Source organism: Exiguobacterium sp. RM11 (assembly GCF_059821525.1).
In genome coordinates this window covers 2,691,672-2,707,262 of the sequence record NZ_CM187558.1, presented here as the reverse complement: position 1 = coordinate 2,707,262, position 15,591 = coordinate 2,691,672, and the positions used below count along the sequence as shown (strand labels likewise).

14 protein-coding genes are annotated in these 15,591 nt (G+C 47.6%); 9 read left to right on the top strand and 5 right to left on the bottom strand.

The window, feature by feature from the left end:
• Window positions 1-94: 94 nt before the first annotated feature.
• On the bottom strand, window positions 95-3,601 hold the full coding sequence (locus tag AC5LIL_RS14160; RefSeq protein WP_499824440.1) for a DUF8508 domain-containing protein: 3,507 nt from the start codon (window positions 3,599-3,601) through the stop codon (window positions 95-97).
• Window positions 3,602-3,977: 376 nt separating this feature from the next.
• On the opposite strand from AC5LIL_RS14160, the gene AC5LIL_RS14155 reads away from it, so the two are divergent.
• The 5 genes from AC5LIL_RS14155 (at window position 3,978) to AC5LIL_RS14135 (ending at window position 7,353) form a co-directional block, all read left to right on the top strand.
• A complete protein-coding gene (locus AC5LIL_RS14155) occupies window positions 3,978-4,739 on the top strand; it encodes an alpha/beta hydrolase (protein WP_337874292.1) in 762 nt (253 codons plus the stop codon).
• 129 nt (window positions 4,740-4,868) lie between these two features.
• Window positions 4,869-6,524 carry a glycoside hydrolase family 13 protein gene (locus AC5LIL_RS14150; protein ID WP_499825369.1) on the top strand — a complete coding sequence of 552 codons (1,656 nt, stop codon included), beginning with the start codon at window positions 4,869-4,871 and terminating at the stop codon, window positions 6,522-6,524.
• A gap of 60 nt (window positions 6,525-6,584) precedes the next feature.
• Window positions 6,585-6,923, top strand: coding sequence for a hypothetical protein (locus AC5LIL_RS14145; RefSeq protein ID WP_499824438.1), 339 nt, complete (start codon window positions 6,585-6,587; stop codon window positions 6,921-6,923).
• A 57-nt stretch (window positions 6,924-6,980) separates the two neighbouring features.
• Window positions 6,981-7,184, top strand: coding sequence for a YwbE family protein (locus tag AC5LIL_RS14140; protein WP_015880320.1), 204 nt, complete (start codon window positions 6,981-6,983; stop codon window positions 7,182-7,184).
• Window position 7,185: 1 nt separating this feature from the next.
• Window positions 7,186-7,353, top strand: coding sequence for a hypothetical protein (locus tag AC5LIL_RS14135; RefSeq protein WP_015880321.1), 168 nt, complete (start codon window positions 7,186-7,188; stop codon window positions 7,351-7,353).
• 39 nt (window positions 7,354-7,392) lie between these two features.
• On the opposite strand, the gene AC5LIL_RS14130 is transcribed toward AC5LIL_RS14135, so the two are convergent.
• On the bottom strand, window positions 7,393-8,379 hold the full coding sequence (locus AC5LIL_RS14130; protein WP_499824437.1) for a hypothetical protein: 987 nt from the start codon (window positions 8,377-8,379) through the stop codon (window positions 7,393-7,395).
• 390 nt (window positions 8,380-8,769) lie between these two features.
• On the opposite strand from AC5LIL_RS14130, the gene AC5LIL_RS14125 reads away from it, so the two are divergent.
• The gene (locus AC5LIL_RS14125; protein ID WP_074036779.1) at window positions 8,770-10,242 is read left to right on the top strand and encodes an alanine/glycine:cation symporter family protein; all 1,473 of its coding nucleotides are present in this window, start codon (window positions 8,770-8,772) and stop codon (window positions 10,240-10,242) included.
• Between the two features lie 50 nt (window positions 10,243-10,292).
• On the opposite strand, the gene AC5LIL_RS14120 is transcribed toward AC5LIL_RS14125, so the two are convergent.
• Both AC5LIL_RS14120 and AC5LIL_RS14115 read right to left on the bottom strand, forming a co-directional pair.
• Window positions 10,293-11,093, bottom strand: a complete 801-nt coding sequence (locus AC5LIL_RS14120) for a formate/nitrite transporter family protein (protein WP_499824436.1) — start codon at window positions 11,091-11,093, stop codon at window positions 10,293-10,295.
• A gap of 93 nt (window positions 11,094-11,186) precedes the next feature.
• Window positions 11,187-11,576: a VOC family protein gene (locus AC5LIL_RS14115; RefSeq protein ID WP_499824435.1), complete on the bottom strand. Its 390-nt coding sequence runs from the start codon at window positions 11,574-11,576 to the stop codon at window positions 11,187-11,189.
• A gap of 80 nt (window positions 11,577-11,656) precedes the next feature.
• Here AC5LIL_RS14115 and AC5LIL_RS14110 point away from each other — a divergent pair, with 80 nt between their 5' ends.
• The 3 genes from AC5LIL_RS14110 to AC5LIL_RS14100 are packed head-to-tail and all read left to right on the top strand — an operon-like array spanning window position 11,657 to window position 14,943.
• Entirely contained in the window at window positions 11,657-12,775 is a 1,119-nt protein-coding gene (locus tag AC5LIL_RS14110) for a GTPase (protein WP_499824434.1), read from the top strand.
• 14 nt (window positions 12,776-12,789) lie between these two features.
• Window positions 12,790-13,932: a YcjF family protein gene (locus tag AC5LIL_RS14105; RefSeq protein ID WP_499824433.1), complete on the top strand. Its 1,143-nt coding sequence runs from the start codon at window positions 12,790-12,792 to the stop codon at window positions 13,930-13,932.
• Between the two features lie 48 nt (window positions 13,933-13,980).
• Window positions 13,981-14,943 (top strand): 2-hydroxyacid dehydrogenase, encoded by a 963-nt coding sequence (locus AC5LIL_RS14100; protein WP_499824432.1) that lies wholly within the window; start codon window positions 13,981-13,983, stop codon window positions 14,941-14,943.
• Window positions 14,944-14,980: 37 nt separating this feature from the next.
• Here AC5LIL_RS14100 and AC5LIL_RS14095 read toward each other — a convergent pair whose 3' ends face one another.
• Window positions 14,981-15,586, bottom strand: coding sequence for a YflT domain-containing protein (locus AC5LIL_RS14095; protein WP_499824431.1), 606 nt, complete (start codon window positions 15,584-15,586; stop codon window positions 14,981-14,983).
• Between the last annotated feature and the right edge of the window lie 5 nt (window positions 15,587-15,591).

The window sequence follows — 15,591 nt, the reverse complement described above, 5'->3', positions numbered from 1 at the left end:
TTCATCCTCCATGATTCAGCATCTTCCTTTTTATCCCCGCTTCAAAGGAGCTGAAACCAAAAAAACGCAGACGATGTGTCTGCGTTTCAACATGTTATTTCTTGATGATGATGGATGATGGAGAAGCACCTTTCGCATACGTGATGCGCTGGACATTTTTCGCCCCGCGAATCTCGGCAAGGTTTTTTCCGTCAACGATCACTTCTTTCACTGTTGCGCCTTTGAAGTCGATGATGGCACCGGCTTCTTTCGGTTTCACTTGAACGACGACATTTTTCAACGCATCACCCGTCAATTCCGTGTAAGCGCCACGGACAAAGATTCCGTTTTTAAAGTTTGTTCCTTTTCCAATCGTCACACCGATAAAGTCCTCTTGAAGGACGAGACGAGCGGCTGGATGATTTTCTACCGTGTAACGCGTCAATTCCACTTCAGGTTCTGGAGTGAAGTCGATTTGTGCGAGAACCGGATCATGGTCACTCGCGCGACCTGACATCTCGGTGAAGTCCGCATTGACGTGAATCATGTCAATCTTCGTAGAAGCGGCCAAGCGGTTCGACACAAGGATGTGGTCGAGTACTTGTGAGTTTCCTTGATAGACATATGAGTAGCGGTCAACAGCAGGGACTTTCTCGACCATGTTCGTCATCAAGTCACCTTTAAAGATCTGAAGCGCATCCGAGAATTCGAAATCGTTAAAGTCTCCGAGTGCGACAACGTTCGCTTCAGGGTTTTTCGTCTTCACGTCCGCCACGAAGTTGTGGACGACTTGTGCAATCTTCTTACGTTGTACTTCACTTCCGAGTACGACCGGCTGTTGTGAACCGAAGAATCCAGTATCGCCGCCTTTTGAGTTCCAGTGGTTCGCGATGACAATCACGTTCTCACCTTGGAAATCAAATTGAGCTGCCAACGGTTTACGTGAGCGATTGAACGCTTCGTTCGTCGGGTCGATACGTCCCGGGTTGTGCGTCAACTTCCCGTCAACATATCCGACTGCCGTCGTCGCGTCACCAGCAGGCATTCCATCCGTCAACGATACACGCGCAGGGTCATACAAGAAACCGACACGAATGTTGGCATCCGGTGCGCCACCATCCTGGTTGTTCTCAGGGTCGATGTTGACGTACTTATACGTTTTCCCGCCGACAGCGACGATGTTGTCGATCAAGCGTTGATAGCTTTGGTCAGCGGCAGAACCCGCACCTTTGTCTTGTCCATCGTTGTCCTGTACTTCTGTCACGCCGATGATGTCAGGGCTGTTCAATTCATTGACGAATGCTTTTGCCAATTTAAGCGCCTTCTCATCTGATGTTTCTTTAATGTTGTTTGAGAAGTTTTCTAAGTTGTAAGACGCAATCGTCAATTGATCTTCTTCTGCTTCGATGAACGTCTTCTCACGCTGCGCATCCCCTTTGACGAAAGCAGCTTTCATATCTTCGAGCGACGCTTGAATCTTATAGTTTCCGAATGAGTAGCCGACGACACCAACAATTGGTCCATTGAAACGGTCGCCAGTCGCCACATCGAAGTCACGCGCTTCTGCGTTCGGTTCGAGACGGAATTGAATGCGCTCCGGGTTTGCGTCGTTCTTTTTCAATAAGACACCACCATTGTAAGTCTCCGTTGGCGTATCTTCGAGCACGGTCACGAGGTCACCGTATTCTTGTGGTCCGACTGATTTCAAGTTGTTCGTTTGAACGCGCATACCTTCGAGGCTTTCCCAGAAGTCAATCGCGTCCTTCTCCGGGTTGAAGACGGCGAGGTTATCACTATCGATAAACTCTGTCGGTAGGTTTGAAGCATCGATTGTAATCGGAGTCGGGAGTGTCACACCGCTCGCGACGACTTCGACTTTTCCGTTGCGTGTATCGATTTGGGTCATCTTCATGTCCGTCTGTTGGCGATCGCTATATCCTTCAATCGCGTATTCGCTCACTTTCCCGTTCACCTTGACGAGGTCACCGACTTGAATACCAGCGATTGAACGTCCACCGTAAAGGACAATCCCTTCAGATGTGCGTGCATCGTTATCGGCTTCAGCATCCGGTGTCTGGATGAAGTAATATGTCGTCCCGCTCGAGATGAAAGTAGACGTGACGATTCCTTCGACGCCCTCAACCGTCTGTCCGTTCATTGGAGCCGTATGGTTCGCTCCTTGGATGTCGTGAATGCGAATCTTATCTGTGATCTTGTATGAGAATGTCGAGACCGCGCTGAACGTGTCGCCTGTTTTCACGACCGTCTTCAGCGTCGTCGAATTTTCGATGCGAATCGAACCTTCGTAACGAGTCCCGTTCTCTTTCGGATCTGAACCGTCGAGTGTATAGAAAATTTCGGCGTCTGCCGTCGTCGTTGAGAGCGTGACGTCTTGCGGTCCGACAAACGTGCCGGCACCTGGTTTTGCGACGGCCGGGCGAAGGACCGACGTATCGATGACCGTGTCCGCTGGGTCACGCGGGATGATTTGATAAGAATCGTCAAACTGCTGAACGATTCCTGTGATGGATGAATAGTTCACATCCGTCTGTAAATCGAGGATGCCCCGTTCGTCACGAACGATGAACTCTTTCGTTCCGTCCGTTGCCGTCAAGTTTTGACCGCTCCCTGTGAGCGTGACATTGTTGACGGTTACGAGTTCTGATTCGACGTCTTCATTGATTTGTTCTCCCGTCACTACTTGTGCAGTAGGAAGCGTCGCTGCTTGTTTCGAGACGACGACCGCGCTGTTCAATTGCAAGAGTTCACGATACGAACCGACGACGCCTGTGACGACGACTTCATCTCCAACGTTGACCGCAAGTGACGTCGGGCGGATAGAAAGACCGCCTGTCGCATCTTGAATCGAGATCGTGTTCGCGAGTTTTCCAGTGACGACTCCTTTTACAGTGACCGTCTCATTTTCTGCTTTTGTCCGTGCGTCTGCGATTGAAATCGGTGTGACCGGTGCAGGTGGTTCTGTCGTACCGCCATCGCCGTACTCGACGCCTTGGAACGTATGCGCCCCGAGGTTATCGAATGAGTCTTGTGGTGTCGATGTCCATTCGACAGCAGGATCGAAAGCATCGCTTCCGTCACTGTCGCCACGCGTGACCGTATCTTTTCGGATGAGTGACTGGTCGGCAGTCGCGACGGTCGTTCCCCATTTCGTACCTGGGTCGACACCGAGTTGACCGAAGACGTCGAGAACAGTGTCTCCTTTTTTCAAGACAATCGTGTCATCTCCGTTGAAGTTCGTCACAGCGCTCGTCGTATCAGATTTCGCTTTCAATGCGTCCGACGCACTACCATTCACGATGACATATGTAGCTCCTGGTGCGAGTGTTCCCGTCAAATTCAATGTGTTTCCGGCAGTCGTGCCACCGTTTGAATAGAGTTCAATCTTGTAGGCAGAAAGGTCGATTGTCGCGTTCGTTCCGTTAAACAACTCGATGGCTTTATTGTTGCTTGACCCTTCTACATACTCTGAGATGAAGAGGTCTGAAGCATTCAACGTCTCAGCATGTACATTTGCCGCGATCGGCGTCATGCTACTGACGATGAGTCCTGCCGATAAAGCGAGGCCAGTGACTGCCTTAAACGATTGTGTTGGTTTCCCCATGTGTAAGTCTCCCTTGGATGTAATTGTGTGATTCGATTTCCCCATTGTGCACCATCATAAATTGAGTATAAATACCCCTCCTTTTTATCAAAAAACAACGTGATAACGCTTACATTACTTTCCTTTTAACGAATCACTTGAAAAATTATTCGTGTATTGTCAAAAATGGCAAACACATTTCCCAAGTTTTTAACTACATGTTAAACATAACCAAGCAGACGTCAGAACTCAATCCACTAAATACGAAGTTATGATTACAGTTTGATGACAAAGTAAATGATCATTGAAGAACTTGACGATTACTCGGATTACTTTTACACTCTTCTAATACGAATTAATTGTATCGGTTAAGTGGGAATTAAAAAAGGAGGCAGTAATGAGAGCGATCAACTATCCAGTCATTCCTGGAGCAGGCGCATTTTATTATGAAGGAAACGAAATTGGTATTTTGCTTTGTCACGGATTCAATGGAACGCCTCAGAGTGTGCAAGACGTCGGAATCGAACTGATGAAACAAGGCTTTACGGTGTATGCTCCGCGTTTAAAAGGACACGGGACAGATCCAGAAGATTTTCGATGTTCAACGCATCGATGTTGGTATAAGAGTGTGGTTGAAGGTATCGACCGATTACGTGAATCGTGTCGGACGGTCATCGTCGTCGGTCAATCAATGGGCGGGACGCTAGCGCTCAAAGCTGCGCTTGAAGAAAAGGCAGATGCCATCGTCACAATCAATGCAGCCTTATCCGTACCTGGGTATGCGTGTCATGCGTCCGATACCGAGTGTCGATTCATTGATGAAGACGCGCCCGACATTCTAGCAGAGGATGTATACGAGATTGTCTACGATCGCGTGCCAACAAAGGCGATTCGGGAATTGCTTTCATTGATTGATGAGGTGAGACCACAAGTCGGTTCGGTAAAAGTACCGACATACGTCATCCATTCGGCTGTCGACAACGTCGTGCCACCGACCGATTCGATTTGGTTGTTCGATCAATTGCAAGGTACAAAAGAATATGCGGTGCTCCCGAACTCGTATCACGTCGCGACGATGGACCATGATTGGAAACACTTATCGAAGCTCATCGCCACTTTTTGTGAACAAGTTGGGGCGCTTCATTCAAATGCAGTGTAAACTGCATTTTTTTGTGAGCTGATTCTTTGCAAACGCTTGCACTAGTGCTATGGTAGATGTGAATCATACCTTATTGTAGGAGGCACGTGCCGTATGGAGACGTTGTTCAGCCAAACAAAACAAACAGAAGTGAGTCGCGTATGGTGGAAAGAGGCGATTGCCTATCAAATCTATCCACGAAGTTTCAAAGATTCGAATGGGGATGGAATCGGGGATTTACGTGGGATTATCGAAAAGCTCGATTACTTAGAAGACCTTGGCATTGACGTGATTTGGATTTGTCCGATGTATAAGTCGCCAAACGATGACAACGGATATGATATTAGTGACTATCAAGACATTATGGAAGAGTTCGGAACAATGGAAGATTTCGATGCGCTATTAGAGGCCGTACATGCACGTGGCATGAAACTGTTGCTCGACCTCGTCGTCAATCATACATCGGATGAGCATCCGTGGTTCCTTGAATCGAAAAGCTCTAAAGATAGTCCGAAACGGGATTGGTACATTTGGCGAGATGGAAAAGACGGTGCGCCACCGAGCAACTGGGCAAGTATCTTTGGTGGCTCAGCTTGGGAATACGATCAACAGACCGATCAATACTACTTACACGTCTTCTCGAAGAAGCAACCAGATTTGAACTGGGAGAACCGTGAAGTTCGGACGGCTATCTATGACATGATCAACTGGTGGCTCGAAAAAGGGGTGGACGGATTCCGTGTCGATGCGATCAGTCACATTAAAAAGATGCCAACGGGAACGATGCTCCCATCGCCGGACGGCAAACCGGTCGTCACGGCGTTCTCGATGTATTCGAATATCGACGGCATTCATGACTATCTTCAAGAGATGAAGCGGGAAACGTTCTCGAAATACGATATTATGACGGTCGGTGAAACGAACGGGATTGAGCCGGAAGCAGCAGATCTTTGGATGGGTCCAGAAAACGGCGCAATGAATATGGCGTTTCATTTTGACCATGTCGACATTATGCGGCGGTCACGTCTGGCCCCACTCGATGTCGTCGAGTTGAAACGAATCTTCGATAAGTGGCAACAAGGTTTACGTGAGACGGGTTGGAACGCGCTATATATTGAAAACCATGACATGGTGCGGGCGGTCTCGCTCGTTGGGGATGAGCATCATTATTGGCGGGAGAGTGCGACCGCGCTCGCGATGATGTACTTCTTTATGCACGGGACACCGTTTATTTACCAAGGACAAGAGATTGGGATGAAGAACGTACCGCTTCCATCCATCCATGATTACGATGACGTCGCGACGAAGAATGAATACTTCGAACGGATTGCGAACGGGATGAGTGAAGTCGACTCGATGCAGCAAGTATGGGGCACATCCCGTGATAACGTGCGAACGCCGATTCAATGGGATGCATCACCGTATGCTGGTTTCTCAACGACAGCCCCATGGATGCCGATTCACGAAGAGTATGAGACACTCAACGTCGAGGCACAGCAAAACGATCAGCACTCGATTCTCTCGTTCTACAAGGAAATGATTCGTCTTCGTCGAGCCGAAGATACGTTTACGTACGGTCGTTATCGTGATGTCTTGCCAGAGCATAAGCAGGCTTTCGTCTACGAACGTACATTTGAGAACAATCGATTCTTCGTGGTCGTCAACTTGACTGCGAATCCGGCAGAAGTGACCATCCCGGAGGTCGCGGGTGCGACGCTTGTCATGACGAATGAAATCGATCCGGAGACGATTGATACCGAGACATTCATGCTTCGACCATTCGCAGCGCGGTTATATCGTTTATGATAGAGGGGGAGGGGTACCTTCTGAGGAGGGTACCTCTTTTGAATGAGAGGTGGAGTGAGGATGCATACGATTGAATTTTCGGATGGGAATGATACTGTACAGATCGTAATCGAAAGTGCCAATCGTGAACGATTAATCTTGAAGATTGATCAAAGCCGTATGGCGACATCCGTGACAGCGTATCTCAGCTTTGCGGAAGCGTTCGCGGAAGCTTTTCATGCTCTTCAAGGAACAGCGACACTTCGCGATATAGACGGAAACGAGGTCGTTGCTATCTTCTTCTCACATCGGGGAGTCCGTATTGCGTTTCATGATCCTCTTCCGGAGAAGACGCTACAGACCGATCAAAGTTACATGACGGAACCGATGCGACAAATCGGGATCTGGAATAGGCTGTGACAAATAAGGGAAAAGAGCATATGATAGAGATTGACTAAATGGAAAGGGGTGTCGGGTATGGATGGAACGAAACGTGCTGACATTCGCCCAGGGCTCCATGTCCAAATCGTTTTGAAACAAGATCAACGAAGCGGGAAGCTGACGAAAGGCGTCGTTCAAGATATATTGACGAACTCGCCACGTCATCCGCACGGAATCAAAGTGCGTTTGAGCGATGGACAGGTCGGTCGTGTGAAAGTGATCGAAGCTGGAGGTGAGTAAGATGAGTGAGAAAAAACTATCTTTTCAAGAAGCGATGAAACAAAAGCTGGCAGAAAAGAAACAGAACCAGACAAAGGTTCCGACGGGTTTACATGGTACAAAACAAAAACCGTTGACGAGCCAATTGACGAAAAAACCAAATAACCAGAAGAAACGTACTGGTATTTAAAAAGCAGTCGCTTGAAGAAGCGACTGCTTTTTTGATTCATTAATCGTGTAACGTATTTTCGAAATAACCGTTGTTAAATTGATCGAGAAGTTGTTGATAATACTTCATTTGGTCTACGTTCTTATTAACTAAAGCTGTTTCTGCGCCGGAAAGTAATTCGCCAACTGTCAAACCAGTGGATATTCCGCTGTCTTTGTAAACAAGATCGAGGCCAAGAAGAGATGGGTCATTTAATAACACGTTGATTTTCGCTGCTGTTAATTGCATGATCAATCGTTTTTCTTCAGTCATTGATTTTGGAGAACCTGTCATCAATGCAGACAACGCTTGTTGTCCTTCAAGCGTGCTGACATCATAGGCTACTCCTTGAATATAGACGATTGAGCCATATTCGAACGTTACTTTCTCGTAATTGAAGATGTTTTTCCAGAAGCCGATTGTATAGACTCCATAATCGAACTCTGGCGGTGGTGGCGTACATTCTTCAACGGTTAATGTCACATAGCGTACCCATGGGTTTCCTGTACCTGGGTCACCAGGGTAAGCAGTTTCGGTATCTCCGTTAACAATCGTGTCTAAATGGAGAAAGACGTTAAATTGGAAACCGTCTGACTTCAGAATGCTTTCATCTACGCCGAGATAACTTGCTAATGAAGCATAAGGTATTAATAGATGTGTTGGATCAACGAGCGATGATGTTTTAAATTCGTATGCACCAGGACTTCCGCGTTCAAGTGATTCACTAGTCGATCGAAAATCAATTTTGATGTTTTCAGGTACATCGGCTAATGTCACACCGTCATTTAAATCGATGACAATTTTTAGGCCGTCTGCGACAAACTCAAAATCGACGACTCCGATTGGGATGTTCTGTCCTGCATAGATGGTTGAATCAGAGGTTGTGGATACACACCATTGTGTCTCCGTTCCTACGGTCGCTTCTGCTACGTTTCCTTTCATAGGCAACAATGACAAAACGAAGACCAATACAACGAACCAGGACAACCACTTCCGATGCCTTTTCATGATGGATTCCTTCTTTCCTCTAGATGACTTTTCATGGTGAACAGAAGGTGACAGCTATAGATAATTAATACCCGGTAATCAAAAGATTTATAGATTAAATGCGGAAAAACAGGTTGATAAAAGGGTAGAAGTGATTGATTTAATCCTCAAAAATAATGAAATTTAATTTTGAAATGTGTCTAATTAATCATGATTTAATATTTCTAAACATTTTTATGTAAGCGCTTCAAATGTTTATAAATAAGGAATCTTGTTTAGTTGATGTGAAAAAAGAGTGAAATCACCTATAAAAAAATTATTGCTAATTGTCAGAATCTTTGTATAATTCAGAACTAAGACATCATAAAAAATTCTCAACTTCAGATTCACACAACAGGGAGGAACTTATTCATGGAAGCGATTCAAGGCTTGTTACAGGGAAGCGTCGACTTTTTGAACAACATCTTATGGTCGTACGTATTGATCGCCGTGCTCGTCGGAGCCGGGATCTACTTCACGGTCAGAACACGATTTATGCAGTTCCGTTACTTAAAAGAAATGTTCCGGACGATTACAGATAAATCGGACGTGACGCCAGCAAAAGATGGAAAGAGTATCACACCAATGAAATCATTCTTCATCGGTGCTGCGACTCGTATCGGTACAGGTAACCTTGCCGGGGTTACGGTAGCCGTCACACTCGGTGGACCGGGAGCGGTCTTCTGGATGTGGATTGTTGCCCTTCTCGGTGGAGCAACAGCTATGATTGAAAGCACACTCGCTCAAGTATACAAAGTGAAAGACGATGTTGCGTACCGTGGTGGTCCGGCTTACTACATCGAAAAAGGATTGAACAATCGTGCACTCGGAATCGTATTCGCAGTTCTCATCGCCGTCACATTTGGTTTGATCTTCAACTCTGTTCAATCGAACACGATCGCTGCAGCATTCGATAACGCGTTCGGTGTCGATGCAGTCATCGGTGGAGCAGTCTTAGTCGTCCTTACTGGTCTCGTCATCTTTGGTGGTGTACAACGTGTCGCGAACTTCTCGGCAATCGTCGTACCTGTCATGGCAGTTCTCTACCTTGCAATCGCACTCTACGTTGTTGTTGTAAACTTCGCTGAACTTCCAGCTGTGTTCGCGATGATCTTCCAAAGCGCATTCGGTTTAGACGAAGCGGTCGGTGGTTCAATCGGTGCTGCAATCTCAATGGGTGTCCGTCGTGGACTCTTCTCGAACGAAGCTGGTATGGGTTCTGCACCAAACGCAGCAGCAGCTGCTGAAGTATCGCACCCAGCGAAACAAGGTTTCCTTCAAGCTCTCGGTGTATTCTTGGATACATTGATCGTTTGTACGGCTACTGCAGCAATCATCCTTCTCTCAGACAGCTATGCTTCAGGGAACGGTGAAGGGATCGTCCTTCTTCAAAACGCTTTGACTGAACAAATCGGGGCACTTGCTCCAGCATTCATCGCCATCAGCGTCTTCTTGTTCGCGTTCAGCTCAATCGCAGGAAGCTACTACTACGGTGAAACGAACATCGAATTCATCAAGAAGAGCAAAGGTGCAGTATTCGGATTCCGTCTCGCAACAATGGCATTCGTCTTCATCGGAGCGGTCGCTAGCCTCGGATTCGTATGGAGCCTCGCTGACCTCTTCATGGCAGGAATGACATTGATCAACATCGCCGCAATCACATTGCTCGGTGGTGTTGCCTTGAAAGTTCTTAAAGACTACGAAGAGCAACGTGCTCAAGGTCTCAACCCACGCTTCTCTGCTCGTAAACTCGGCATCGAGAACACAGAGTGCTGGGACGTGGAAGAAGACGAAGTGGCACAAGGTTCTGTTCAGGCAGCCGCTGCTGACTCTTTAAAATCATAATTCGTGAAATGCAACAAACAGGGACCCTGCTGATCGGGGTCCCTGTCTTTTTATGCGCGTTGACGAATCGGTTTGATGGCTTGCTCCATCACCGATTTATTCAAATATAAGTAACTTCCGGCAACAAACAATGCACCACCGACAATATTACCGAGTGTAGCGAAGAATAGATTGTAAAGGGCACCGCTGAAGTTAATAAAGTCCGACGGTACATAGTGGAGCGCGAGCGCGAAGACGCCCATGTTCGCAATCGAGTGTTCGAACCCGGCAGCAAAGAATACGACGACGGGAATCATTGTCAGCATGATCTTCGCAACATCGTTGTTTGTTTTGAGCGGCATGAAGATGGCCAAACAGACGAGCACGTTACATAAGATGCCTTTCAGGAAAATCGCGAGGGCATCTCCACCGATTTTTTTCGCTGCGACGACGGCTAGTAAATGGTCACCCGTCACTTCTCCCATGCTATGGGCACCGATGACGAGTAAGGACAGGATGACAGCGCCAATCAAGTTACCGAACCAACTGAGTCCCCATATTTTTGCTAAGTCTAACCAAGCGACACGACCTCGTTTCGCCCCGGTATAGAGATACATCGTGTTACTCGTAAACAGTTCTCCACCCATCCAGACGATGAAGACGAGCGCGACCGAGAAGCTCGCACCGGCGATGAGCATCGTGCCTGGCACGTCGATGAACATGTTTCCGACCGTGAACGAGAAGACGACCCCGATCCCAATCAAAAAACCAGCGATAATCGAACGTAACATGTATTGCGAAAATGATTGCTGAAGCAATGACGATTTTTTAAATGCGGCTTCTTCCATATAGTCGATGACTTGCTTTTCCATAAGAAGACCTCCTTTAGACATTTTCAGTCTAGGAGGTTGGTAAAAAGTTTGCAATTGTTTTCACAAACTTTCGAGAAGTTCTCAAGAAACCGTTCACATCGTTGCCACGAGTTCAACTTTGATGCGGTCTGGGTCTTCAAAAAACAGTGCGGTATAGTTCGGACCACCTGCGTGAGGGAAACGGTCCGCATACAATTCACGAAACCCGTGTGATGTGAGCTGTTGTCGGACTTCTTCTAATTGCTCGAGTGATGAGGCATGAAACGCCAAATGATTCAGACCGGTCTTTTTTCGATGATAGGGCGGAGTCAGGTGATCTTCCTCTGTCTGGACGAACACGAGATATGTATCTCCGTAACGATAGCTCCGACCTTTTGGCCACGATTGGTAAAGTGTGTACGCCAGTTGGTCACAGAGGAGCCATTCCCAGGCACGCACACTGTCATCAAGGTTGGATACGTACAGTTCGACATGGTGAAGCATGAGAATCATCCTTTCGATGGACGTTTGAACTTGCTCCATTCGGTATAATTGAACTATACAACGAATGGGGGAGGAAGCGTATGGATCGGACAGGGCTCGTCTCAAATATTTTGATTGCCGGGAAAACTGGCGTCGGAAAGAGTGCGTTCATCAATTATATATATGGACATGACGTCGCCGAATCTCGTGCCGGAAGTCCGGTCACTGCAGAAGGGCTTCATGAGTACGAGTATTACGATTTAGAACGGGGGATCTTGTTTCGGTTCTTTGATACGTGGGGGCTCGAGGCAGACCGTTCCGAAGAGTGGCATCAAGCCATCCTATCCATCGTTCATCAGCGCGAAGGGGCGCTCGATATCGCAGAATGGTTTCACACCATCTATTACTTGTTGTCCGTGCAGTCAGGACGTGTTGAGGCATACGAGCTTGAGGCGATTTTAAAGCCGTTATATGAACGGGGGAGCAATGTCACCCTCATTCTGACCAACTTTAATGAAGAAGACCCGATGAGTGTGCAGAAGGCAGAAGCGATGGAACGGGTATTGTTACGTGAACTGCCAATCGATGAAGGGGACATCATTCGTGTCAACAGTGTCGAGAAGAAGTTACTGACCGGGAAACGTGTCCCGGTAAGAGGCTACGAGGACGTATGGAAACGGAATCGAACAAACCTTTGGAAAGACATTGAACGAAAACTTCCCATCAATCTGACGAATCATCTTTTAGAAGAGTTGGAAGATTGGCGGATTCGAAGTATCGACTCGGCAGAAAAAATCCGTATGCTCACCCCACAGGCGATGATTAGTTGGAAAGCTCGTCACATTGAAAAGGATTTAGAGAAAACACTAGAGCATGCGGCCGTGACGACAGAAGATGCGATGGCTGAAGGGGTACGTCACTATATCCAACTCATGCAACGGTACCCATTGGTCGGTGAACAAGCAGACCACTTGTTTAAAACGAGACGAGTCGAACTCGAATTTGACTATTCATTCGGGAAAACGGTCCGAAAGATGGTTCTCGGAATGATTCCTGGAGTGCATTTCATTTACTGGGCATTCAAGCGCCGAACGGCAGAACGAGGCATCAAAAAGGCCATCGATCAGCAATACACATCTGTGAAGCAAACGATTGAAGAAGAGGTTCGACGTGGCTTTGAGCGCGAGATGCGTCAGCTTGGACAGACGCTCAACTCATGAAGGGAGAAACGAGAATGGAATCGACAAAACGGTTTGATTTTAAAGACTATGATTTAAAAGCAGAGCTTGAGCGACTTCGTGGAAATGTGAAGAAACCAAACATCCTCATCGCAGGGGCAACGGGCGCGGGAAAAAGTTCGGTTGTGAACCATGTGTTTGGTCGAGATTTGACAAAGGTGGCTGCCGGGGAGCCTGTCACTCGGGGAATTCATCAATATAAGAGTGACGATATTGCGGTCACGTTGTTTGATAGCGAAGGGTACGAGATTGGGAGTGCACGCCAACAACATTATGAGGAAGAAGTCATCGGGTTTGTGGAGAACGCAAAGCAACAAGAAGCATCCGAGCGAGTCCATCTCGTTTGGTACACAATCAATGCCGCGACGAAGCGCGTCACACCACTCGATAAGACGCTCATTCGTCGCCTACGTGAATCGACCGCAGTCGCCGTCTTATTTACGCAAATCGATCAAGTCGATTTAGATGAATTGACGGCGTTACGAAATGAGTTAAAGGAGATTGTATCGGAAGAATCTGTTTTTCAGGTTAGTATTGCGCCGGAAATATTGAACGATGACATGTTACGACAGTACGTCGATTGGGAACGATTGATTGTCTGGTCGGTTGAACAGCTAGACGCTTCTTTGCAGGAAGGGCTCTTGATGGAGATTCATGCAGAGAGTGAGACGATGCTCAAGTTGAAACGAAAGAAAGCAAATCGAATCATTTCAGGTTATGTGGCGAGCGCAGGGACGGCCGCTGCGGTCCCGCTTCCGTTTGCAGATGCTGTAGCATTGACACCTATTCAAGTGACGATGAGCGTCCATCTGTTTCGCTATTGGGGCGTGAAAGCGAGTGATGATTTATTAAAGACGCTCATCGGAAGCACGATTATCCCACAGATTGGGCGTACGTTATCGAAAACGATTCTATTGAATGTCATGAAATTCTTCCCGGGAGCGAATGCGGCTGCCGGTGTCATCAATGCGACAGTCGCCTCAGGGATTACGTGGGCAATCGGACTCGCCGTCAATGAAATTGCCTATCGAAATGCAATGGACTCCTCAAAAACGATTGAACAGTTGTTGAATCAAGAATTTGGTTCGTTGTTTGAACAGTTCTTGAAACAAAAACCGAAGTCGAATCAACCATCCTAACGACTCCCTTTTGTTAGACTACAAGTAATCGTAGAGAGGGGGAGAAAGATGAAAAAACGAATCTATATTACACGACGCTTACCAGAAGAAGCGGTCGCGCCGCTTCGTGAACACTATGACGTGCATATGTGGGAACATGAGGGGCAGAGTGTTCCTCGTGAGGTGCTTCTTAAAGAAGTCTCATCTGCACATGCACTGTGGACAATGCTTAGTGACACGATTGACCGCGAAGTGTTTGAGCGTGCAACGAAATTAGAGGTCGTCTCTAACTTGGCCGTCGGCTATAACAACATTGACTTGAACGCAGCGAAAGAGAAGGGCGTCATCGTAACCAATACACCGGACGTCTTGACGGAAACGACAGCGGACTTGACGTTTGGACTCATGATGATGACGGCGCGACGTCTCGGTGAAGCCGAGCGTGATTTACGTGCCGGTGAGTGGAAATCGTGGCTTCCGATGGGGTATGTCGGGATGGACCTCTATCAAGCGAAACTTGGAATCATCGGCATGGGGCGAATCGGTGAAGCGGTCGCACGACGGGCGCGAGGATTTGACATGGACGTCTTGTATCATAATCGGACGCGTCGTCACGAGTCGGAGTCGATGTATGGCTTCACCTATGCGGAGCTCGATGAACTGTTAACGCAATCTGATTTCGTCGTCGTTCTCGCACCACTCACGGACGAGACGCGTGGAATGCTTGGGGCAGATGAGTTTGCCAAGATGAAAGAAACAGCGATTTTCATCAACGTGGCTCGTGGAGAAATCATCGACGAACAGGCGTTGTATGAGGCGCTCAAGGCGAAAAAAATTTGGGGGGCTGGCCTCGACGTGTTCACGAAAGAACCGGTCGACTTGGATCATCCACTATTGACCCTTCCGAACGTGACGACACTACCGCATATCGGGAGTGCCTCGATTCGAACGCGTCTCGCGATGATGGCGTTGAACCGGGACGCTATCGCGAACGTACTGGAAGGAAAAGAACCGAAGAATCGTTTGACATGACAAAGAGCCTGACGCGCGCGTCAGGCTCTTCTTATAATTAAAAACGTCGGATATTGTCTGGGTCTTCGACATCGTTTCGATAAGCACGATCATCGAGACCGCGTAGTTTTTCTTCTCGGTCAGGATTCTTTGTTTCTTTATCAAGCTTGTCTTGCTCCGGGTCCACCGGGTGACTTGGGTCAACAGGTTGGGCCTCGCGATATGGTTTCGAGTCAATTTCCAAACCATCGTCCGTGTGACTACCGAGATGGGTAGATGATGCGTCTTGATACGGTTTCGCATCGACCGTCACCCCGTCTTGATGACGACGCTCGAAGTCCTCATCCACATAGACAAGAATCTTACCGGCTTCAACATCGTCATAATGACGTTTCACTTCATCTTCGCTGAGTCCCATGTTTCGTAAGCCAGCATGAACATCTTCATGACCGCTTAAGAAAGCCCGAACTTTATCGAACCAACTTGCATGGTGTGCAGCTTCTGTATGAACATCTGTGTCCCGTCTCAAAATCGATACGTTGTCTTCATGCTTCGTGACGACGTAAATGTGTGAATCCTCGTAACCTTTTGCCCGCAACTCTTCGATTTTTCCAAGCGCTGCATCTTGTGTCTCGTGCATACTGATGAATCGTTTCTCGTTCATAATAG